Genomic DNA, 21,102 nt, shown 5'->3' on the forward strand with positions numbered 1-21,102 from the left:
GGACATCAGCAATCACATGATCAACGAGACCGTGCCCGCCCCATCAACTGGGTGATCGACTTTGCCGACCCCCTGCCGGAGTGGGCGGGGGTTTGTGTACCGGGGTTTGTGTTTGGGTTGTGGATTTGTGAGGTGTGGGTGACTGGTGGCGGCGGTTCCCGACAAGAGCCCACCGCCACCTGGAGCTTGTCTCCTGTTATTCCTCGGCCAGGGGTTCCGCCCGGACTCGGCGTAGGGCGGGGGAGCAGACCGAGGCCGCGATCAGTGCCACCAGCGCGCCGAGGGCTATGGGGGCCGCCAGCCAGGGGCTGAGGACCACCGGGGCGCTGGACACCAGGCCGAACAGGCCCACCCCGACGATGGTGCCCAGGGTGCCGGCGCCGATGGTGGCCACCAGGGCCGGTAGGGCGGCTTCGGCTCGCAGGGCTCTGGCCAGTGTTCGGACCGGTGTTCCGGCGGCCATCAGTGCTCCGAAGGTGCGGCGGCGGTCCATCACCGAGCCGGCGGTGGCGATCGCGGCGCTGACGCCTGCCAGCAGCGACGCCGTGACCAGGCCGATGATCGTGACTCGGCGGAGGTCGGACAGCTGGGTGTTCTCGTCGCTGCGGTCCATCTCTCGGCTGATGACCTGTTCGCCGTCCGAGCCGGCCAGCAACGCGGTGCGGATGGCGGTTCGGGTGGATTCGGTGGCGGGGACGGCGACGCTCACCGCCAGTCGCGGCGTCGACTCGGGCCACAGGGCGGGGTCGATGAGGGTCAGGCTCGTGTCCAGCGGCACCACCGGGGCATCGGGGGGCAGTTGGCCTTCGGCCAGTTCCACGGTGGGACCGCCGGTGTAGATCGCGGGGGTGTCCTGGCAGGGGAGGGACTCCAGGCCGTCGAACACCCTCTTGGCGTCCTGGCAGGTGGCGATGGTGGCGACGCTGCCGTCGGCCAGTTGGCCTTCGTCCACTCTGGACACCTGGGTGTTCAGGGGGGCCAGCCGGTCGTTGACCGCCGCCACGATCTGGGGGGCGCGGTCTTCCGTGGTGTTCAGGTAGGTGACGTCGTCGCGGAACTGGCTGTAGTAGCCGGCCTCGTTCTCCAGGTTCGGCATGACCGTGAGGGCCATCGAGCCGGCGAACGTGGCCAGGACCACGCCGGCGGACGCGCGGTAGGCCGCCTTCGGGTCGTCGCGCAGGCGGCGACCGGCCAGCAGCGCCGACGGGCGGCGCCAGACGCGGACGAACACGCCGCCCAACGCCGAGGTCAGCCACGGGCCCACCACGGTCGGGGACCACATCAGGACGGCCAGGGCCGCCAGTACCGGCAGGATCGTGCTGGACTCGCCGGCATAGGTCAGGGCCAGGAAGAACAGGGCCACGGCCACCGGGACGATCAACAGGCGCCACACCGACAGGGGGCGGCGGGTGTGGCCGCCGGCCGCCATCAGCGGAGTGCGGACCACGCGGCGCAGGCCGGCCACGGACGCCGCCACCACCAGGGCCACCAGCAGCACCGCGATCAGCGCGACGGTCAGCGGGCCGAGGGCGAAGTCGCCGGGGTACCAGGTGCCGCCGCTCCACGGGACCAGGGTCGCCAGGCGGTGCAGCAGGGGGGAGATCGCCACCCCCAGCACCGCGCCGGCCACGGCGGCGAGGCCGGTTTCGGCGGCCACCATGCCGGTGACCTGGGCAGGGGTCGCGCCGGCCAGGCGCAGCGCCGCCAGCCGGCGTTCGCGGCGGGCGGCGATCAGGCGCGACGCCGAGGCCACCAGCACCAGGCTGGGTACCAGCAGCACCACCAGGCCCACCCCGGACAGCAGGGACAGCAACGGGTCCGCCTGCGCGTCGCCGCCGGTGAGCGCGGTCAGGTTCGCCGGGTAGGACGGCATGGTGGTGGGGGTGTGGCCCACCAGCACCACGAGCTGTTCGGGGAAGCGCAGGGCCTCGTCGCCGAGCAGGCCGACCGGGGTGGCGGCGACACGGTCGGCCAACTCGGTGGCCGGGCGGTTGTCGGCCAGCTCGGCCAGGGCGGGGGAGCGGAGCATCTCGCCGGGGCCGGGGAGACGGTCGACGCCGGGCGGCAGGTCCACGTCGGCCACGTCCACCAGGGGGGCCACGTCGACCCGGGTGATCGGCTGGCCGTCGATCTCGTCGGTGGTGGCGCGCCAGCTGACCTGGCCGCCGTCGGCGGAGTACATGTCCGCCGACGGGTCCTGCCACAGTGCGCGTTCGGCCCGGGTCTCGGTCGCCGTCGGCAGGCTCGCCAGCAGCAGCACCAGCGCGGTCGCCACGGCGACCCCGGCGGCGGTGAGCAGCGTGGCGACCTGGGTACGCCGGTCGGCGCGCAACACCCGCAGGGCAAGGGCGACCGGGTTCACCGGGCCGCCACCGGCTGGGCCTCGATCCGCCCGTCACGCAATGACACCGTGCGCGGTAGCGACGCCGCCAGCTCGCGGTCATGGGTCACGATGATCACCGCGGTGCCGGTGACCCTGGCCGAGTCGATCAACGCGCTCACCGTGTCCTTGCCGGTCCGGGTGTCCAGCGCGCCGGTCGGCTCGTCGGCGAAGATCACCTTCGGGCGGTGGGTGATCGCCCGCGCGATCGCCACCCGCTGCGCCTCGCCGCCGGACAGCTCGCCCGGCCGGCGGTCCTCCTTGCCGCGCAGGCCAAGACGCTCCAGCCACTCGGTCGCCGCGGCCATCGCCGTCTCCTTGGGGCGCCCGCCCAACAGCAGCGGCAGCGCCACGTTCTCCCGCGCGGTCAGCTCGGCCACCAGCATCCCCGACTGGAAGACGAAGCCGAACTCGCTGCGCCGCAACTCGCTGCGCCGGGTCTCGCCCAGCTGGTCGATGCGTTGCCCCGCAAGGCTGATCTCGCCCTCCTCGGCACGCAGGATGCCGGCCAGTACGTGCAGCAGCGAGGTCTTCCCCGAGCCGGACGGGCCGACGATCGCCAGCACCTCACCGGCGGCGATGTCGATGTCGACGCCGTCGAGGGCGCGTTGACTGCCGTAGCGCTTCACCAGCCCCCGGCCGCTCAGCAGCGGCGGTTCCGTGTGCACCTTGCTTCTCCCCTTCGCCAATGGTCCGATGTCCGTGGGGGCACAGCCTGGAGTAGTGCGGCACCTCGGCACTTCGGGCAGATGGCCACTGGGACCCGGTGCGCCTCGGCCGATCGGCCGATCATGCACAAGCCGAATGGCCAGGAGTCTTACTTGCGTATGTAAGTCGCATTCTTACTATGAACGCATAGACTTCTTGCGGATATCGGGGCTAGGCTCGACGTAATCGTTCGGCTGTCCGTTCCCCTGCACGAAGCCGGAGACCTTCATGCTGCGACACAGACGTCGTATCCGCCCCCGCATACATCCGATCGCCATCCTTGCTCTGGTCCTGACCCTCGTCCTCACCCCGAGCCAGTTCGCCGCCGCGTCGGCCGCGCCCCGCGCCGCCTTCTCGGTCCTGGTGTTCAGCAAGACCGCCGGTTTCCGGCACGACTCCATCCCGACCGGCATCGCCGCCATCCGGCAGCTCGGCGCCCAGAACGACTTCACCGTCGAGGCCACCGAGGACGCCGGCGCCTTCACCGACGCCAACCTCGGCCGCTTCGACGCAGTGGTCTTCCTGTCCACCACCGGCGACGTGCTCAACGGAACCCAGCAGGCCGCCTTCGAGCGCTACATCCGCGCCGGCGGCGGCTACGCCGGCGTGCACGCCGCCTCGGACACCGAGTACGACTGGGCCTGGTACGGCGACCTCGTCGGCGCCTACTTCGCCTCCCACCCCGCCAACCAGAACGCCACCATCGACGTCGAGGACCGCCAGCACGCCTCGACCGCCCACCTGCCGGCCCGCTGGACCCGCCACGACGAGTGGTACAACTTCCGCGACAACCCGCGCGCCGACGTGCACGTGCTGGCCAGCCTGGACGAGTCGACGTACTCGCCCGGCGGCGGCGCGATGGGCGACCACCCGATCGCCTGGTGCCACGGCCACGACGGCGGCCGCTCCTGGTACACCGGCGGCGGCCACACCCAGCAGTCCTACGCCGAACCCGAGTTCCTGACCCACCTGCTCGGCGGGATCCGCTCGGCGGCCGGCCAACCCGGCGCCGAGTGCGGTGGCGCGCCGCGCGCCGAGGGCTTCGAGAAGGTCACCCTCGACAGCAACACCAACAACCCGATGGAGCTCGACGTCGCGCCCGACGGCCGGGTCTTCTACGTCGAGCGCGACGGCCGGCTGCGGATCATCAAGCCGGACACCAACACCACCGTCACCGCCGGCACCCTGCCGGTGTTCACCGGCAACGAGGACGGCCTGCTGGGCATCACCCTCGACCCCGGCTTCGCGTCCAACAAGTTCGTCTACCTCTACTACGCGCCCGCCGGTGGCGCGCCCAGGAACCTGTTGTCCCGCTTCACGATGAGCGGCGACACCCTCGACCTGGCCAGCGAGAAGGCCCTGCTGACGGTCACCACCCAGCGCAACACCTGTTGCCACGCCGGCGGCACGATGACCTTCGACACCCAGGGGAACCTGTACCTGGCCACCGGTGACAACACCAACCCGTTCGAGTCCGGCGGTTACACGCCGATCGACGAACGCTCCGGCCGCGCCGACTTCGACGCCCAGCGCTCCTCGGGCAACACCAACGACCTGCGCGGCAAGGTGATCCGGATCCACCCCGAGCCCGACGGCACCTACACCGTGCCGGCCGGGAACCTGTTCGCGCCGGGCACCGCGTCGACCCGCCCGGAGATCTACGCGATGGGCTTGCGCAACCCGTTCCGCATCGGCGTCGACCCGGGCACCGACACCCTCTACGTCGCCGACTACGGCCCGGACGCCGGCCAGGCCAACCCCGACCGGGGTCCCGGCAACACCGTCGAGTGGAACATCGTGGACCGGCCCGGCAACTACGGCTGGCCCTACTGCACCGGGAACAACGCCGCCTACCGGGACTACACCTTCCCCGACGGCCCGTCCGGCCCGGCGTTCACTTGCGCCGCGCCGGTGAACGACTCGCCGAACAACACCGGCCAGCGCACCCTGCCGCCGGCCATCCCGGCGACCGTGCACTACGACTACGACGGCAACCCGGACTTCCCGCAGATCGGCGGGGGCGGCGCGCCGATGGCCGGCCCGGTCTACCGCTACGACCCGAACCTGTCCTCGGACCGCAAGTGGCCGGCCGACCTGGACGGCAAGGCGATCTTCGGTGAGTGGAACCAGTCCAAGCTGTACGCGCTGGACGTCGGTGACGACGGCACGACGCTGGACGGCATCGAGCGGCTGCTGCCCGACATCTCCACCATCCGGCCGATGGACTTCGACTTCGGCCCGGACGGCGCGCTGTACCTGATCGAGTGGGGCACCGGTTTCGGCGGCAACAACGACGACTCCGGCGTGTACCGCATCGACCACAGCAGCTCCGACCGGTCGCCGGTCGCGGTCGCCACCGGTCAGCCGACCAGCGGTTCGGCGCCGCTGGCCGTCCAGTTCTCCAGCGCGGGCTCCGGCGACCCGGACGGCCAGCCGATCACCTACCGCTGGGACTTCGGTGACGGCGCCACGTCGACCTCGGCGAACCCGTCACACACCTACACCGCCACGGGGACCTTCACCGCGCAGCTGACGGTGACCGACCCCGGTGGGCTGACCGGCGTGGCGAACGTGCCGATCACCGTCGGCAACACCGCGCCGGCCGTGCGGCTCACCGCACCGCCCGACGGCGGGTTCTTCGAGTGGGGCGACGAGGTCGCCTTCACGGTGGACGTCACCGACCCCGAGGACGGGCAGATCGACTGCTCGCGGGTGCTGGTGCAGTACTTCCTCGGCCACGACGAGCACGCCCACCCGATCCAGCAGGCCCACGGCTGCTCGGGCACCATCGAGACCTCGATGGGCGACGGGCACGGCGCCGACGCCGACCTGTTCGCCGTGCTGGAGGCCAGCTACACCGACTCCGGCGGCCTGCCGGGCAGCTCGCTGATCCGGTTGCAGCCCAAGCGCAAGCAGGCGGAGTACTTCACCGACACCGGCCGGGTCGACGGCTCGGGTGCCGGCGGGGACCCGGGCGTGGTGGCCGAGGCGACCGGTGACACCGCCGGCGGCGGCCAGAACATCGGTTTCGTCGAGGACGGCGACTGGTGGTCCTTCGCCCCGGCGAACCTGTCCGGCGTCACCTCGGTGCGGCTGCGCGCGGCGTCGGGCAGTGTCGGCGGGCGGGTGGAGATCCGCTCCGGTTCGCCGACCGGGACCCTGCTGGGCACGGCGACCGTGCCGGTCACCGCCGGCTGGCAGGTCTACGCCGACGTGATGGCGAACCTCACCGCCAGCACGGCCTCGGCGCCGGTGTACTTCGTGGCCCGGCCGCCGGAGGGCACGCAGAACGGCGGCGGGCTGTTCAACGTCAACTGGGTCGACTTCGTCGGGCCGGGGGTGACCGCCCCGGAGGAGCCGGCGGCGGAGCTGTCGCCGAACGTGCACTTGTTCTACTACCCGTGGTACGGCAGCCCGCAGGTCAACGGTGGCTGGCGGCACTGGCAGCAGGGCGGGCGCACGCCCCCCGACGACATCGGCGCGGACTTCTACCCCACGGCCGGCCCGTACGACTCCGGGGACTTCACCGGGGTGGTCGAGCGGCACATGGAGTGGGTGGTCCGCTCCGGTGCCGGGGTGATCGTGTACAGCTGGTGGGGTCAGGGGTCCTATGAGGACGGTCTGGCCCGGGGCGTGATGGACGCCGCGCAGCGCCACGGCATCAAGGTCGCCTGGCACCTGGAGCCCTACACCGGCCGGTCCGCCGCGTCCACCGTGGACGACATCGAGTACATCAACGCCACCTACGGCAACCATCCGGCGTTCTACCGGTCGGCCGAGCACGGCGACAAGAACGCCTTCTACGTGTTCTCCAGCCTGTCGGTGCCCGACGCGGACTGGGCGGCGCTGGACGAGGTCACCGACGAGGCGGTGGTGCTCGCGCAGACCACCGACACCTCCCGGATCGCCCACTTCTCCGGCCTGTACACCTACGACGGGATCGCCGGCGCGACCGCGCCGGGCTGGGAGAACGCCGGCGAGTACGCCAAGGCCAACGGCCTGGTCTGGTCGCCGTCGGTCGCGCCCGGCTACATCGACGACCGCGCGGTGCCCGGCAACACCACGCCGACCGTCGGGCGGGCCAACGGTGGGATGTACGACCAGCAGTGGGGCAACGCCCTGGACCCCACCAAGGGCGGCGTGCCCACCTGGGTCTCGGTGACCTCGTTCAACGAGTGGCACGAGGGCTCGACGATCGAACCGGCGAGCAGCACCCCGCCGGCCGGCTTCGGGTACCAGACCTTCGAGGGCGCCTACGGCAGGACCGGTGCCGAGGCCGAGACCGCCTACCTGGACCGCACGGCCTACTGGACCGAGCGGTTCGAGCAGGCGAGGGACGACGCGCCGGCGGTGGTCAACCTGGCGCTCAACCAGCCGGCGACCGCCGACAGCGCGTGTGCGGCGTCGGAGGGCGCGGCCAAGGCGGTCAACGGCAGCGTGTCCGGTGGCAACGCCGACAAGTGGTGCTCGCTCGGGGCGTCGCCGTGGCTGCGGGTCGACCTCGGCGCGGCCCGCGAGGTCGGGCGGTTCGTGCTGCGCCACGCCGGCGCGGGCGGTGAACCGGCGAAGTTCAACACCCGGGACTACGACCTCCAGGTCAGTACCAACGGGACGGACTGGACGACCGTGGCGGCGGTGCGCGGCAACACCGCCGACGTGAGCACGCACGCGGTCACCAGGACCAGCGCCAGATACGTGCGGGTCAGCGTCCTGGATCCCACCCAGGACACCGATCCCGCGGCGCGGCTCTACGAGTTCGAGGTCTACACGTCGTGACGTTTCGCCCAACCTCCTGTCGGGTAGTCCGCCGAGTGCTTGACGCTTCGGCAGCTGGACGGCTCGGCAGGAGGTTGGGCCGTACGCACCGGACCGCGGACGCGGCCGCTACGGCGGTTTCGGCACGCTCGGCGGGTTCACCCTGGGTGCGACGCTCGCGTTGGTCACCGAGCGGATCGTCGGCACCCTTCTGGCCAGAGAACGGGCCGCGCGGTGTCTACCTGATCGAACACCGGATTCACTCCGCCGTCCACAGTGGTCGGCGCCTCTGCCGCCTGACACTCGACGTGTTCGAACCGAACCGTCCGCCGGTGGGAACGCTCCCCGGCGGAGAATTCGCGAAGGAAAAACGTGATGTCCTTGAGTGTTCGAGGTTTCGCCGTCGCGGTGGTCACCGCGGCCGCCGCCGTCCTGCCCGTCCTGGTGGCCGCCCCGGCCAGCGCCACCACGTCGGACTGCCTGGAGTACCTGGAAGGCGCAGGGTTCCGCCCAACCAACCCCGCGTCGACGCCTGCGACGCGGCAGAACAGGGGAATCAGGATTTCTATCGCAACCTACTGACGTGGACGCAGGTTCCCCCGGCCACCGCCCGTGAGGCGTGTGTCCGCGCCGAACAGGACTGACGTTGTTCGCGTGACCCGCGCGCACCGGGCCGTCCGGCCGTCATGCCGGACGGCCCGCTGGTCGATCTCGACTTCCTCGACAGCGCCTAGTCCCGTTTTGGTCGGGCGCGGACGTGCATGCGTTCGCCCTGCTTGCCGAACAGGCTGAGGATCTCCGCCGGGGTGTCGTCGGCGGCGCCGAACCAGTGCGGCAGGCGGGTGTCGAACTCGGCGGCCTCGCCCGGGGCGAGCACGACGTCGTGGTCGGCGAGGATCAGCCGCAGCCGGCCGGAGAGCACGTAGAGCCACTCGTAGCCCTCGTGGGTGCGCGGCTCGGGCGCGGTCCGGCTCGGCGGGATGATCATCTTGTATGCCTGGGGCCCGCCGGGTTGCCTGGTCAGCGCGACGACCGTGCGGTCGCCGACCCGGCGCGGGTCCATCCGGACCCTCGGGTCGCCGACCTTGGGCGCGCCGACCAGTTCGTCGAGCGGGACCTGGTGGGCGGCCGAGATCGGCAGCAGCAGCTCCAGGCTGGGCCGGCGCTGGCCGGACTCCAGCCGGGAGAGGGTCGACTTGGAGATGCCGGTCGACGCGGCCAGTTCGGTGAGCGTGACGCCGCGTTCGGCGCGGATCCGGCGCAGCCGGCGGCCGACCTCGGCGAGGGTGTTCTCGATCTGGTCCATGTTCCCAGTATCGGCAACAAAGGTTGTCATTGTCGAAACGGGTGGCGCAGGGTGTCGGTGGAGGTGATCGTCGATGTACGACGTACTGATCGTGGGTGGCGGCCCCGCGGGCCTGTCCGCCGCCCTGATGCTCGGCCGGGCCAGGCGACGGGTGGCGGTGGTGGACGCCGGCCACCCGCGCAACGCCCCGGCCACCGCCATGCACGGCTACCTGTCCCGCGACGGCCTGCCCCCGGCCGACCTGCGCGCCATCGGCCGCCGCGAGGTCGCCGGCTACGGCGTCGATCTGATCGACGACGAGGTCGTCGGCGTGATCGTCGGCGAGATCGTCGGCGAGATCGACGGCGAGATCGACGCCGTGTCCGAGGGCTTCACCGTCGACCTGGGCGCCGGGCCGGCGCTGACCGCGCGCCGCCTGCTGGTCACCACCGGCCTGCGTGACGACCTGCCCGACATCCCCGGTCTGGCGCCGCTGTGGGGCACCGACGTGGTCGCCTGCCCGTACTGCCACGGCTACGAGGTCGCCGACCAGCCGCTGGGCGTGCTGGCCAGCGGGCCGCAGGGCGTGGACAAGGCTGTCCTGATCCAGGGCTGGTCGCGCGACACCGTCCTGTTCACCGACGGCTACCAGCCCGGCCCCGACGACCTGGCCCGCCTGGCCGGCAAGGGCATCGCCGTCGAGACCGCCACGGTGACCCGCGTGGTCGCCGCCGGCGGACGCCTGCGGGCCGTCGAACTGGCCGGTGGCCGGCTGGTCCCACGTACCGCGCTGTTCGCCGCCCCGACCTTCGTCCCGGTCGACGGCCTGCTGCGCGCCCTGGGCTGTGCGGTCACCGACCGTGGCTGGGTCGAGGTCGACTCCGTGGGCCGCACCTCGGTCCCCGGGGTCTGGGCCGCGGGCAACGTCGTCGACCCGATGGCCAACGTCATCTCCTCGGCCGGTGCCGCCGCGACCACCGCCGCGATGCTCAACACCGAACTGGCCCTGGGCGCCCTGCCGATCCCCGCCTAGCGCGGGTCCATGCCCCCGGCACCGCCGCGACCCCGGGGCACCGACTCGTCCGGGCCCTCGGTCGACGGCTCGTCGGCGAAGGTCGGGCGGCTGTGTTCCTGGGCGAAGTCGTCGTCCCCGGCCGACCGTCGCGGCGTGTCGGCGGGCAGGTCACCGGACCCGCCGCCGAGTCGCCGGCGGAGGCGGTCGAGCAGGTTCCTGATCATGTCTCCTTCTCCTGTTGTCGCTCTCCTGTTGTCGCTGCTCGGTGGTGCCGCCTAGTGCCGCGCGGCGCGGGTGGCCTTGCCCGTTCCGGCCGGGAAGCCGTGCTTGACCAGGCGGGCCTCGGTGAGTTCGTCGGCGCTGGTGATCGTGAAGTACAGGGTCGTGACCAGGGCGATCGCCAGCGCGCCGAGGATCAGGCCGGCCGGCAGCGGCGTCAGCAGCTCCAGCAGCACGAACCCGGCGACCAGCCACGGCACGGTCTCGGCCAGGACCCGCACCACGAAGCGGACCACCCAGGTGCGGGAGGTCGTGTCGTGGAGCACCCAGTCCCGGTACCGCTCGGGCAGCCGGCCGCCGAAGGCGTAGTGCACCCACTGGAAGGCGTTCGGTCGCTCCATACCGGTCGGGTACCCACGACCGGGCCGCATAGTCACGGCCCGCACCGGGTAGCCAGCCGGCTTGGACGGGAGGTTTCCGATGGGTACCACGGTGGGCGACTACCTGCTGGAGCGGTTGCGGGACTGGGGTGTCGAGCAGGTGTTCGGCTACCCGGGCGACGGGATCAACGGCATCGTCGTCGCGTTCGGCGCGGCGGGGGACCGGCCCCGGTTCGTGCAGACGCGCCACGAGGAGACGGCCGCGCTCGCGGCCGTGGGCTACGCCAAGTTCTCCGGCCGGGTGGGGGTGTGCGTGGCGACGTCCGGGCCGGGGGCGATCCACCTGCTCAACGGTCTCTACGACGCCAAGCTCGACCACGTCCCGGTGGTGGCGATCGTCGGCCAGACCGCGCGCAGCGCCATGGGCGGCGCCTACCAGCAGGAGGTCGACCTCCAGTCGCTGTTCAAGGACGTGGCCAGCGAGTACCTGGTCGAGGTGAACGTCGCCGAGCAGCTGCCCAACGCGCTGGACCGGGCGATGCGCACCGCGCAGGCGGCCCGCGCGCCGGCCGCGTTGATCATCCCGGCCGACGTGCAGGAGCAGGAGTACCAGCCGCCCCGGCACGAGTTCAAGCAGGTGCCCTCCAGCCCGCCGAGCCACCCGTCGACGGTGGCGGTGGCCGCCGAGGACGAGATCGGGCGGGCGGCCGAGGTGCTCAACGCCGGCAAGAAGGTCGCGATCCTCGTCGGCCAGGGCGCGCGCAACGCCGCCGACGAGGTGCGCCAGGTCGCCGAGCTGACCGGCGCCGGGGTGGCGAAGGCGTTGCTGGGCAAGGATGTTCTGCCCGACGACCTGCCCTACGTGACCGGCGCCATCGGTCTGCTCGGCACCCGCCCGAGCTGGGACCTGATGTCGGGTTGCGACACGCTGCTGATCGTCGGCTCGAACTTCCCGTACTCGCAGTTCCTGCCGGAGTTCGGCTCGGCGCGCGGCGTGCAGATCGACGTCGACGGCCGGATGGTGGGAATGCGCTATCCCACCGAGGTGAACCTGGTCGGTGACGCCAAGAGCACGTTGACCAGGCTGGTCCCGCTGCTCGCCCGCAACGAGGACCGCTCGTGGCGCGACCGGGTCGAGGCGAACGTGGCCCGCTGGTGGGAGGTCCTGGACCGCCAGGCGATGGTCGAGGCCGACCCGGTCAACCCGATGCGGATCGTCGCCGAGCTGTCCCGGCGGGTACCCGACAACGCGGTGGTGACCGCAGACTCCGGATCGGCGGCCAACTGGTACGCCCGCCACCTGCGGATGCGCGGCCGGATGCGCGGGTCGCTGTCGGGCACGCTGGCCACCATGGGCCCCGGCGTGCCCTACGCGGTCGGCGCGAAGTTCGCCGACCCGACGCGCCCGGTGATCGCCCTGGTCGGCGACGGCGCGATGCAGATGAACGGCCTCACCGAGCTGCTCACCATCCGCCACCACCAGCACCTGTGGGCCGACCGCCGGCTGGTGGTGTGCGTGCTGCACAACAACGACCTCAACCAGGTCACCTGGGAGCTGCGGGCGATGGGCGGCGCGCCGAAGTTCACGCCGTCGCAGGCCCTGCCGGACATGTCCTACGCGGACTACGCGCGGGCCATCGGCCTGGTCGGCATCACCGTCGACGACCCCGACGACCTCGGCCCGGCGTGGGACCGCGCGCTGGCCGCCGACGGCCCGGTCGTGCTGGACGTGCACTGCGACCCGAACATTCCGCCGATCCCGCCGCACACCACCATGGACCAGCTGCGCGCCACCACCGAGGCGGTCCTGCGCGGCGACCCGGACGCCTGGGAGATGATCACCAAGGGCCTGCGTACCAAGGCGATCGAGCTGCTCGGCGGCCGCTAGGCTCGTCGGCGTGGCGGTACTGGTCGTCGGAGCGGGCATCGTCGGCGCGTCGGTGGCCTACCACGCGGCCAGGGCGGGTGCCGAGGTCACGCTGGTCGACGCCGGCCGCCCGGGGGCGGGCGTGACGGCCGACTCGTTCGCCTGGATCGCCGCGTCCCGGGTGCGGTCGGGCCCGGCCTCGGCCGTGCGCGCCGCCGCGACCGTCGAGTACCGCCGCGTCGAGGCCGAGCTGCCAGGACTGCCTGTGGCCTGGTCCGGCGCCCTGAGCTGGCGTCCCGGCGCCGCCCCGGAACCGGGCCCCGGCCAGCACATCGTGGACGCGCTGACCCTGGAGCCGAACCTGCGCCGGTCCCCGGACTGGGCGCTGTGGACCCCCGGCGAGGGCGCGGTCGACCCGGTGGGTGTGACCGAGCGGCTGGTCGCCGGCGCGCGCGAGCACGGCGCCCGCGTCCACCTGGACACCGGGGTCACGGCCGTGCGCCGGGACGCGGCCGGTCGGGCCGCCGGGGTCGAGACCCCCTCGGGTCCGCTGGCCGCCACGACCGTGGTCCTGGCGGCCGGGGTCGCGACGGCCGCGCTGGGCGCGTCGGTGGGGGTGCCGGTGCCGGTCGAGCCGTCGCCGTGCCCGCTGTTCGGCCTGCGGGCGCCGGCCGGGCTGGTCCGCACGGTGGTCAACACCGAGGACTTCGACCTGCGCCAGGTCGCCGGTGACCGGCTGATCGCCGCCGCCGACTCGGCGCGGCGCACCGTCGACGCCGTCCGCGCCACGTTCCGGGGTGAGGTCGACCTGCTCGACACCCGGATCGGCGTGCGCCCGATGCCGGCCGACGGCGAACCGATCGTCGGACCGGTCGCCGAGGTCCCCGGCCTGTACGTGGCGGTGATGCACGCGGCGGTCACGCTGGCCCCGGCGATGGGCCGGCTGATCGCCCGGGAGGTGGTCGACGGCGTGGCGCAGCCCGCCCTGGCCGGCTGCCGCCCCGACCGTTTCTAGACCCGGGCGCCGGCGACCGCCCGCAGCGCCCCGGGCACCGAGTGGTACGTCGGCAGTCGCTGGCGCAGGCCAAGCAGGTCGAGCGGGCGGATGACCGGGCGGGTGTTGGCGACCAGGGCCCAGACGAGGTGTTCGCGGCGGGCGCGGGTCTCGGTGTCGGTGAGCACGGTGAGACCGGAGGCGGCCAGGAAGTCGACCCGGCCCAGGTCCAGGACCAGGCCCCGGTCGTCGTCGAGGTTGTCCTCCAGACACAGGCGCAGGGCGGGCGCGGTGAGCAGGTCGACCGGGCCGACGACGTGCACCACGACCGGTTGGCCCGGCCGCCGTTCGACGTCGATCTCGAAGAACCGCGGGTGGCGCGACCCGGGGTCGCGCGGCGGGGGAACGTGGGCGTCACGCAGTGAGCTGTCGTGCATCGCGAACGCCTCTTCTCGTTGGTGACGAGCAGCGATAGACGCACTCTGCTGGGGTGCGGCCGGCAGCGGCCGCGCTGCGCTCCACGGTAGGCGCCCGGTGTGGACAACTCAAGTCCGCCAGCCGATCGAGCGACTCCACTCAGGACTGTCAGCTGGGTTCGCGGACGACGTCGGTGGCCGGCCGGTCACCGCGCAGGCCACCGAAACGCGGGTGGCGCAGCCGTCCCTGCGTGGTCCACTCGCTGAATCCGACCTGGATCACCAGTTCCGGTCGCACCCAGTGCGCGGTCGGTTCGCGGGTCTCGTCGGCGAAGGGGCTCTCGGCCTGGGCCATCAGGTCCAGCCGCGCCCGCAGGGTACGCAGCGTGGCGTGGTCGTAGCCGGTGCCGACCTTGCCGGCGTAGCGCAGCCGGCCGTGCTCGTGGTAGCCGACCAGCAACGCACCGAAACCGGCCCGCGATCCCTGCGGGTCGGTGAACCCGCCGACCACGAACTCCTGGCCACGCACGCACTTGAACTTCAGCCAGTGTTCGGACCGGCCGCCGAGGTAGGGGGAGTCGGCGCGTTTGGCGATCAGTCCCTCCCAGCCCTGGGCGCGCGCGTACTGGTAGTACGCCTCACCGTCGCGTGCCCGGTGCTCGCAGTAGCGCAGCGGGTCGTGGAAACGAAAAGCGTTGCGTAGCAACGCTTTGCGCCGGATCAGTGGCTGGCTCCTGAGGTCCTCGCCGTCGAGGGCGAGCAGGTCGAACAGGTAGTAGTGCACCCGCCTCGGGGTGTCGGTGACCGTCACGATCTCACCGTCGGCGACGAACCGGGGGCCGCCGAACTCGCTGAGGGCGTCGACCAGCTCCGGGAACTCCAGGTCGATGGACCGCTGCTTGCGGTTCCACAGCCTCGGCCGCCAACCGTCTCTTGTGGACAACGTGCGGAGGCCGTCCAGCTCGCGCTCGAAGATCCAGTCGTCGTCGGTGAAACGGCGGTCGGTCACTGTCGCGAGCATGAGACTCGGAAAGTCAGCGAAGCGCACATCCGTGTCAACGAGCGCGTCCGGTCCCGGGTTACGGGGACGCCCGATGATAGTTGCTCGTGCACACACCGGCTCAGGCCGGGTCGGCCGAACTGATCCCCGGAATTCCGCCACCACGGAAGGTGTCGACGAAAAGCCGGTGGTCGTGGCGGGTCTGCTCGGCGTAGGCCATCCCGAACTCGGTCACCGCGCCGACGAACGCGTCCTCGTCGTCGATCACCGCGGCGATCGCCTCCTCCACCTGGAAGTCCACAAGGGACTGTTCGGAGTCGGAGTCGGAGACACAGTGCATCTTCGCGGTGGCCCGCCCCAGGTAGGACAGCACCGGTGCCATCTCGGCCGGCTCGGTCAGCTCCGACCAGTCCAGATCGGCGGTGTAGGGGGACAGCTCGCTGACCACGAAACCGACCCCGCCCAGCTCGGTGTGCCCCAGCCACGGGTCGGCGTGGGCCTGCAACGCCCGCTGGGACACCGCCGTGCGGTGACCCTCGTGCGCGAAGTACTCCCGGATACGGGCCTCGTCGACGATCCGGCTCGGCGCGGCCACGTTGCCCTGCTTCATCGACAACAGCACGTCGTTCTCCAGCGCCTGGGTGCGGCCCTCGACCAGCACGCTGTAGGCCGGCAGGCCGGCCGAGCCGATGCCGAACCCGGACCGGCCGACGATGTCCTTGACGTAGTAGGTGCTCGCGCCGAACCGCTTGGCCTGCGGAATCGTGTCCAAATAGGACTCGAAGGCGGCCTGGGCGGCCGCACGCTCGGCCTCGTCCAGCTCCCGCACCCCGACACCCCTGGTGAACCGGCGTTCGTAGTCGAGGACCGTGGTCATCGTGTCCAGCAGCTCGATCCGGTTGCGCAGCCGCGCGCGCAGCAGCACGTCGTGGACGATGCCGTCGGTCGAGCCGAGGTGCAGGCGGACCTTCTCGTCGCCGGGGTTCTCGGCGAAGGCCCGCACCTGGCTGACGTAGGTCCGCAGGAAGGTGCCGATCAGTGCGGCGATGTCCCGGTCGGAGATCGCCTTGCTCCACGCCATCAGCGCGACACTCGCGGCCAGCCGCTTGAGGTCCCAGGTGAACGACCCCAGGTAGGCCTCGTCGAAGTCGTTGACGTCGAAGACCAGGGTGCCCGAGGAGTCCATGTAGGTGCCGAAGTTCTCGGCGTGCAGGTCGCCCTGGATCCACACCCGGCTGGTCCGCTCGTCGGCCCACGGGTCGTCGTCGTGGACCATGTCGGCGTAGAACAGGCAGGCGGTGCCCCGGTAGAACGCGAACGGCGCGGCGGCCATCTTGCGGAACTTGCGCCGGAAGGCGACCGGGTCGGCGCGCATGAGCTCGTCGAAGGCGTCCACCAGCACCTCGACGATCTCCTTCGCGCGCGCCCGCTCGCCGCGTTCCCGGATCCGTTCGACCGCCGACGCCATGTGTCCTCCAGTTCGGGTGGGCCAGGAGGATTCTCGCGCGCCGACCAGCCTGCCCGTCAAGGTGCCGGCGCTCGCGAGCGGGCGGCGGCGACCAGGTTCCCGGCGGCGACCACGACCAGCACCCCCAGGCAGAACCACAGGCCGATCCGGCTGCCGATCGCGTCCCCGAGGTAGTCCTCGCTCAGCACGCCGGCCAGGTTGGACCCGGTCGACTGGCTGATGACCTCGGCGTTGTCGGTGATGCTCGACGCCAGGTTCGACTCGGCGAACAGCTGGGTCAGCGCCAGCAGCAGCGCGGCCAGCGCGGCGGCGGCGCCGGCGGCCAGCAGCCGGGTCCTCGGCCGCCTGACCAGGGCGCTCGCCGCCCCGGCGATCAGGGCGAGCAGCACGAACACCGCCGGCACGACCACGCCGGTGGTCGGCATCTCGGCCTGGTCGGAGGCGACCATGTCGGCGATCGGGCTGGTGGTCTCGAAGGTCGGGTCGCCGTTGGTGATCAGGTCGAACCCGGTGTACTCGGCCTCCATCGATCCGAGTTCCCCGGTCGAGCAGGACACGCCGACGAACGGCAGCAGGAAGAGCAGGACGACCAGGGTGAAGCCGGCCGGGCTCAGCAGTCTGGACAGCACGCGGTGAGCCTAGCGGCGGCCCGGCGGGTCGGGTGGCGGAACGTTCCTGTGTCCACAAAGGATTCATCAGGCCCGGCGGGCCTTCCTGGCCAGCGGGGTGGCCCCGACCGGCGCGAACCCCACCAGCGCCGACCGCAGGTCCGTCACCGTGCCCAGCGGCTCGAACTGGCCGGTGATCCGCAGTACCCGGCGGACCGCCCGGTCCGGCGCCACCGCCCGCAGCGTCCCGCCCCGCCCGGCAAGCTCCGAGCGCGCCTCGGCGAGCGCGGAAACCCCCGTGCAAGCCAGGAAGTCGACCCCGGTCAGGTCACACACCAGCAGCGCGGGCGCCGGATGGGCGATGGCTCTGGCGAGCCCGCCGGCCAGCTGGGACCGGGTGGCGAGGTCGACGTCACCGATCACCTTGACGACCACGATGCCCTCGGCCAGCCCGCAGGTGCGCAGCACCAGTGCCGGTAACCGGGCGTGATGGGACGGAAACGGAAACGGAAAAGCAGTCATGCCGACCTCCGGCGAACGTCGCGAGGACACGGCTGACTGCGTAACCGTGAGAATGACACCACCCTAGCCTCTCGTCGCGGCGCCCGGTAGGCCGTGGGTTTGCCCAGGTGCCCCGCGCGAAGCAGACTGCGGTGTGATGGCAGAAGACATCCTGACGATGGCCCGCGAACTCGCCGAGGTCACCCGCCTGGTCGAGGCCGACGACTTCGGCGCGACGCTCGACCGGTTCGTGACGCGCATCGTGCGCACCATCCCCGGCTGCTCCGGCGCGACGATCACCGTGCGCTCCAAGGGCGCGGTGGAGACCGTCGCCGAGCACGCCGCGCCCACCCTCGACCCGCTCGACCCGGGGCCGATGGTCGAGGCGCTCACCTTCGTCGAGCCCCGCCGGCTCGAGGACGCCCACAACGACCAGCGCTGGCCGGCGTTCTCCGCGCGACTGCTGAACTCCGGGTTCGGCGGCTGCCTCGCGCTGCCGTTGTCCACCGGCGGGGACGACAACGCCGTTCTGACCCTGTTCTCCCCCGAGTCGAACCAGTTCGGTGAACTCGGGTTCGACGTCGTCATGCTGCTCACGCTGCACGCCGGCGTGGTGTTCGACAACGCGTCGCTGTACAACGACAGCAGCCAGGTGGTCACCCAATTGCGGACCGCGCTGCGCACCAGGGCACTGGTCGGCCGGGCGCAGGGCATGCTGATGCGCCACTTCGGCTACGGGTCCGACCACGCGTTCGACGCGCTGCGCGGCACGTCCCAGAACGCCAACATCAAGCTGCGCGACCTGGCCCAACAGCTGGTGGACGCCCACGAGGCCGGCACTTTCGACGCGGTGCTGGAGCGGTTCTCGCTGACCGGTTGACCGTGGACGGTCCACTACCTCATCGGAGCCGTTGGCGCACGTCCGCTGTACCGAGACTTGAGGGATGCGCGAGAACGCCGCCCTAGCGTCGGAGGTCGACCAGCCAACGGAGGCCGACATGGCAACGTCGTTCCGGCACGTGCTGTTCCTCAGCCGTCCCGACACCGACCACCTGTACCTGACGCTCGCGGTCGCGGAGGAACTCGGCCGCCGGGGCCACACGGTGACGTTCGCGACCAGTGACCCGTTCGCCGACGAGGACGCCGAGGGCGGCGTGGTGCTGTTGCGCTACGGCAGCGACCCGCGCACCCTGCGGGACCGCCCGGTGTTCCGCGCCCAGGGCCCGGTCGACCTGGTCGTGTGCGACCCCGACAGCCAGGACGCCGCGCGCGGCTGGGGCGCCCCGGTCGTGCTCGCCCACACCAACCTGGCCTGGCCCGACCAGCGCACCCCCGGCCAGGACGACTACGTCTACGTCAACCCCACCGGCCGGGGCACCGTGTTCGGCGAGTGGTCCCCGGCCGACTCCCGCCCGGTCCTCGCGGTCGCGCACGACGCGTTCCCCCTGGCGGCGCTGGCGGACTTCGCCCACGACTGGCAGGTCGTCCTGTGCGACCGCGACACCGACACCGACACCGACCGCGACACCGACACCGACAGCGACACCGCCGGTCTGCCACCCCACGTCACGGCCGCCGGCCCCGGCCTGGCCCCGGTCGCGGCCGCCGACGTCCTGCTCACCGACGGCCGCCTCGCCGGCATCACCGCCGGCCTGCGCCACGCCACCCCGATGGTCCTGGTGCCCGGCACCCCGGCCCAGCGCCGCGACGCCGCCAGGGTCGTCGCCCTGGGCGTGGGCGTGCTGCTGGACCGGACCGGCCTGACCCCGCAGTCGGTGCGCCGCACGGTGTCCCACCTCGCCGTCGACGAACCCACCCACGCCGAGGCGCGGGCCGTGCGCGCCCTGGTCACCGACGCCGGCTCCCCGGCCCGCGTGTCCGACCTGCTGGAGTCGGCGGCGGTCGACGTCGGTGCCAGGGCGGCCTAGTACCAGACGGGGCCGTCGGTCTCGTGGACCCGGCCGTCGCGGGTGAAGTGCAGGTAGCGGTCGAAGTCGGCGGCGAACCAGCGGTCGTGGGTGATGGCCAGGACGGTGCCGGTGAACTCGCGCAGGCCCTCCTGGAGGGCTTCGGCGCTGGCGAGGTCGAGGTTGTCGGTCGGCTCGTCGAGCAGCAGCAGGGTGGCGCCGGTCAGCTCCAGCAGCAGGATCTGCAGGCGGGCCTGCTGCCCGCCCGAGAGCGTCTCGAACGGCTGGTTCCACGCCGGCGCCAGCTCGTAGCGCGCGAGTGCCGCCATGCCGTCCTCCTCGTCCAGTGAGCGAACCAGCTCCGCCGCGGTGGTGCCGTGCAGGTCCGGCCGGGTGTGGGTCTGCGCGAAGTGGCCGGGGCGGACCCGGGCGCCGGTGGTGACGCCGCCCTCGTGCGGGACCGGCTCACCCGCCAGCAGGGACAGGAAACGGGACTTGCCGGTGCCGTTCGCGCCCAGCACGGCGATCCGCTCGCCGAACCACACCTCGAGGCCGAACTCCCCGGTCAGGCCGGTGAGCGACAGGCCGTCACAGGTCAGCGCGCGTTTGCCGGTCCGGCCGCCGGACAGGCGCATCCGCACCCGCTGCGGTTTCGGCGGGCGGCGCGGCGGCCCGGCCCGCTCGAACCGGTCCAGGCGGGTGCGGGCGGCCCGGTAGGCGGAGGCGACCGAGTCGTTGCGGGCGGCGCCGCGGCGCAGGGTGTCGGTCAGCGCGCGCAGCCGCCGGTGGTCGTCGGTCCACTGGCGCCGGCGGGCGTCGATGCGCGCGACCCGCTCGGCCCGCGCCTGGGCGAAGGTGGCGAAACCGTCGCCGTGCACCCACACGTCGCGGTCCTCGACCGACACCACCCTGGTCGTCGCGTTGGCCAGCAGGGCGCGGTCGTGCGACACCAGCAGCACGGTCTTCGCGCACGTCGCCAGCGCCGCCTCCAGCCACTCCTTGCCCGGCACGTCCAGGTAGTTGTCCGGCTCGTCGAGCAGCAGCACCTCGTCGGGCCCGCGCAGCAGTGCCGCCAGCACCAGCCGTTTCTGCTCGCCGCCGGACAGCGTCGACACCGTCCGGGCGGCCGCCTCGCCGTAGGGCAGGCCCATCGCCAGCGTGGTGCAGGTGTCCCACACGACCTCGATGTCGTAGCCGCCGGCGTCGACGTGCTCGGCCAGCGCGGTGGCGTAGGCCAGTTGGTCGCGTTCGTCGTGCTCGTTGACGGACAGGGCGCGTTCGGCCTTGGCCAGCGCCAGCGTCGACGCGCGCACCCTGGCCGGCGCGACCGACAGCAGCAGCTCGCCGACGGTCGTCGACGGCCCGGCCACGAACTGGCGCAGCACGCCGACCCCGCCGCTGACGCTGATCTCGCCCTCGGTCGGCGTCAGCTCGCCGGCGATCAGCCGCAGCAACGTCGTCTTGCCGGCGCCGTTGGGGCCGACCACGCCCGCGACCACCCCGGCGCCGACGCGCAGGGACACGTCGTCGAGCAGCGGGCGGCCGTCGGGGAGCGTCTGGGTGAGGTGGGAGACCTCGACATGACCCACGAACGTTGGT

At 72.2% G+C, this 21,102-nt stretch carries 18 protein-coding genes; 7 read left to right on the plus strand and 11 right to left on the minus strand.

All coding sequences use genetic code 11. The annotated features are described in order from the left end of the window. Positions 1 to 196: 196 nt before the first annotated feature. Positions 197 to 2,362: an FtsX-like permease family protein gene (locus tag BLA60_RS32690; protein ID WP_075136910.1), complete on the minus strand. Its 2,166-nt coding sequence runs from the start codon at positions 2,360 to 2,362 to the stop codon at positions 197 to 199. Continuing rightward, positions 2,359 to 3,048 carry an ABC transporter ATP-binding protein gene (locus BLA60_RS32695; RefSeq protein WP_245812298.1) on the minus strand — a complete coding sequence of 230 codons (690 nt, stop codon included), beginning with the start codon at positions 3,046 to 3,048 and terminating at the stop codon, positions 2,359 to 2,361. The genes BLA60_RS32690 and BLA60_RS32695 overlap by 4 nt, the downstream gene beginning before the upstream one ends. Before the next feature lie 268 nt (positions 3,049 to 3,316). Here BLA60_RS32695 and BLA60_RS32700 point away from each other — a divergent pair, with 268 nt between their 5' ends. Both BLA60_RS32700 and BLA60_RS32705 read left to right on the plus strand, forming a co-directional pair. Beyond that, a complete protein-coding gene (locus BLA60_RS32700) occupies positions 3,317 to 7,864 on the plus strand; it encodes a ThuA domain-containing protein (RefSeq protein WP_075136911.1) in 4,548 nt (1,515 codons plus the stop codon). Positions 7,865 to 8,218: 354 nt separating this feature from the next. Then, a complete protein-coding gene (locus BLA60_RS32705; RefSeq protein WP_075136912.1) occupies positions 8,219 to 8,425 on the plus strand; it encodes a hypothetical protein in 207 nt (68 codons plus the stop codon). Positions 8,426 to 8,573: 148 nt separating this feature from the next. Here the strand turns inward: BLA60_RS32705 and BLA60_RS32710 are convergent, their stop codons facing one another. Next, positions 8,574 to 9,149 (minus strand): helix-turn-helix domain-containing protein, encoded by a 576-nt coding sequence (locus BLA60_RS32710; protein WP_084735582.1) that lies wholly within the window; start codon positions 9,147 to 9,149, stop codon positions 8,574 to 8,576. Positions 9,150 to 9,222: 73 nt separating this feature from the next. Here BLA60_RS32710 and BLA60_RS32715 point away from each other — a divergent pair, with 73 nt between their 5' ends. Next, positions 9,223 to 10,161, plus strand: a complete 939-nt coding sequence (locus tag BLA60_RS32715; RefSeq protein ID WP_075136914.1) for an NAD(P)/FAD-dependent oxidoreductase — start codon at positions 9,223 to 9,225, stop codon at positions 10,159 to 10,161. On the opposite strand, the gene BLA60_RS32720 is transcribed toward BLA60_RS32715, so the two are convergent. Together BLA60_RS32720 and BLA60_RS32725 are read right to left on the minus strand one after the other, a co-directional pair. Further along, positions 10,158 to 10,367 carry a hypothetical protein gene (locus tag BLA60_RS32720; protein WP_075136915.1) on the minus strand — a complete coding sequence of 70 codons (210 nt, stop codon included), beginning with the start codon at positions 10,365 to 10,367 and terminating at the stop codon, positions 10,158 to 10,160. The genes BLA60_RS32715 and BLA60_RS32720 overlap by 4 nt on opposite strands. A 51-nt stretch (positions 10,368 to 10,418) precedes the next feature. Continuing rightward, entirely contained in the window at positions 10,419 to 10,763 is a 345-nt protein-coding gene (locus tag BLA60_RS32725; protein WP_075136916.1) for a DUF5313 family protein, read from the minus strand. A 79-nt stretch (positions 10,764 to 10,842) separates the two neighbouring features. Between BLA60_RS32725 and BLA60_RS32730 the strand changes: the two genes are divergently transcribed. Then, positions 10,843 to 12,630, plus strand: a complete 1,788-nt coding sequence (locus tag BLA60_RS32730; RefSeq protein ID WP_075136917.1) for a thiamine pyrophosphate-requiring protein — start codon at positions 10,843 to 10,845, stop codon at positions 12,628 to 12,630. 10 nt (positions 12,631 to 12,640) lie between these two features. Continuing rightward, positions 12,641 to 13,624, plus strand: coding sequence for an NAD(P)/FAD-dependent oxidoreductase (locus BLA60_RS32735; RefSeq protein ID WP_075136918.1), 984 nt, complete (start codon positions 12,641 to 12,643; stop codon positions 13,622 to 13,624). On the opposite strand, the gene BLA60_RS32740 is transcribed toward BLA60_RS32735, so the two are convergent. From BLA60_RS32740 to BLA60_RS32760, 5 genes are all read right to left on the minus strand, one after another. Beyond that, complete coding sequence (locus tag BLA60_RS32740) at positions 13,621 to 14,040, minus strand: STAS domain-containing protein (protein WP_084735587.1); 420 nt, start codon at positions 14,038 to 14,040, stop codon at positions 13,621 to 13,623. The genes BLA60_RS32735 and BLA60_RS32740 overlap by 4 nt on opposite strands. A gap of 148 nt (positions 14,041 to 14,188) precedes the next feature. Then, positions 14,189 to 15,040 (minus strand): non-homologous end-joining DNA ligase, encoded by an 852-nt coding sequence (ligD, locus tag BLA60_RS32745; RefSeq protein WP_075136919.1) that lies wholly within the window; start codon positions 15,038 to 15,040, stop codon positions 14,189 to 14,191. A gap of 100 nt (positions 15,041 to 15,140) precedes the next feature. After that, positions 15,141 to 16,487: a DUF2252 domain-containing protein gene (locus tag BLA60_RS32750; protein WP_075136920.1), complete on the minus strand. Its 1,347-nt coding sequence runs from the start codon at positions 16,485 to 16,487 to the stop codon at positions 15,141 to 15,143. A 56-nt stretch (positions 16,488 to 16,543) separates the two neighbouring features. Further along, positions 16,544 to 17,116 carry a hypothetical protein gene (locus BLA60_RS32755; RefSeq protein ID WP_075136921.1) on the minus strand — a complete coding sequence of 191 codons (573 nt, stop codon included), beginning with the start codon at positions 17,114 to 17,116 and terminating at the stop codon, positions 16,544 to 16,546. Positions 17,117 to 17,182: 66 nt separating this feature from the next. Next, positions 17,183 to 17,617: an STAS domain-containing protein gene (locus BLA60_RS32760; protein WP_084735590.1), complete on the minus strand. Its 435-nt coding sequence runs from the start codon at positions 17,615 to 17,617 to the stop codon at positions 17,183 to 17,185. Between the two features lie 136 nt (positions 17,618 to 17,753). Here BLA60_RS32760 and BLA60_RS32765 point away from each other — a divergent pair, with 136 nt between their 5' ends. Further along, entirely contained in the window at positions 17,754 to 18,476 is a 723-nt protein-coding gene (locus tag BLA60_RS32765) for a GAF and ANTAR domain-containing protein (RefSeq protein ID WP_075136923.1), read from the plus strand. A gap of 118 nt (positions 18,477 to 18,594) precedes the next feature. Next, the gene (locus BLA60_RS32770) at positions 18,595 to 19,524 is read left to right on the plus strand and encodes a glycosyltransferase (protein WP_154814778.1); all 930 of its coding nucleotides are present in this window, start codon (positions 18,595 to 18,597) and stop codon (positions 19,522 to 19,524) included. On the opposite strand, the gene BLA60_RS32775 is transcribed toward BLA60_RS32770, so the two are convergent. After that, the gene (locus BLA60_RS32775; RefSeq protein ID WP_075136925.1) at positions 19,521 to 21,092 is read right to left on the minus strand and encodes an ABC-F family ATP-binding cassette domain-containing protein; all 1,572 of its coding nucleotides are present in this window, start codon (positions 21,090 to 21,092) and stop codon (positions 19,521 to 19,523) included. The genes BLA60_RS32770 and BLA60_RS32775 overlap by 4 nt on opposite strands. Positions 21,093 to 21,102 lie beyond the last annotated feature (10 nt).

The sequence above is a fragment of the Actinophytocola xinjiangensis genome (assembly GCF_001921215.1).
In the GTDB taxonomy this organism is placed as follows: domain Bacteria; phylum Actinomycetota; class Actinomycetes; order Mycobacteriales; family Pseudonocardiaceae; genus Actinophytocola; species Actinophytocola xinjiangensis.

Excerpts from the sequence above, each read along its gene's own strand:
- BLA60_RS32700 (WP_075136911.1), top strand. The coding sequence starts at position 3,317 with ATGCTGCGACACAGACGTCGTATCCGCCCCCGCATACATCCGATCGCC.
- BLA60_RS32705 (WP_075136912.1), top strand. The coding sequence starts at position 8,219 with ATGTCCTTGAGTGTTCGAGGTTTCGCCGTCGCGGTGGTCACCGCGGCC.
- BLA60_RS32710 (WP_084735582.1), bottom strand. The coding sequence starts at position 9,149 with ATGGACCAGATCGAGAACACCCTCGCCGAGGTCGGCCGCCGGCTGCGC.
- BLA60_RS32715 (WP_075136914.1), top strand. The coding sequence starts at position 9,223 with ATGTACGACGTACTGATCGTGGGTGGCGGCCCCGCGGGCCTGTCCGCC.
- BLA60_RS32720 (WP_075136915.1), bottom strand. The coding sequence starts at position 10,367 with ATGATCAGGAACCTGCTCGACCGCCTCCGCCGGCGACTCGGCGGCGGG.
- BLA60_RS32725 (WP_075136916.1), bottom strand. The coding sequence starts at position 10,763 with ATGGAGCGACCGAACGCCTTCCAGTGGGTGCACTACGCCTTCGGCGGC.
- BLA60_RS32730 (WP_075136917.1), top strand. The coding sequence starts at position 10,843 with ATGGGTACCACGGTGGGCGACTACCTGCTGGAGCGGTTGCGGGACTGG.
- BLA60_RS32740 (WP_084735587.1), bottom strand. The coding sequence starts at position 14,040 with ATGCACGACAGCTCACTGCGTGACGCCCACGTTCCCCCGCCGCGCGAC.
- ligD (WP_075136919.1), bottom strand. The coding sequence starts at position 15,040 with ATGCTCGCGACAGTGACCGACCGCCGTTTCACCGACGACGACTGGATC.
- BLA60_RS32750 (WP_075136920.1), bottom strand. The coding sequence starts at position 16,487 with ATGGCGTCGGCGGTCGAACGGATCCGGGAACGCGGCGAGCGGGCGCGC.
- BLA60_RS32760 (WP_084735590.1), bottom strand. The coding sequence starts at position 17,617 with ATGACTGCTTTTCCGTTTCCGTTTCCGTCCCATCACGCCCGGTTACCG.
- BLA60_RS32765 (WP_075136923.1), top strand. The coding sequence starts at position 17,754 with ATGGCAGAAGACATCCTGACGATGGCCCGCGAACTCGCCGAGGTCACC.
- BLA60_RS32770 (WP_154814778.1), top strand. The coding sequence starts at position 18,595 with ATGGCAACGTCGTTCCGGCACGTGCTGTTCCTCAGCCGTCCCGACACC.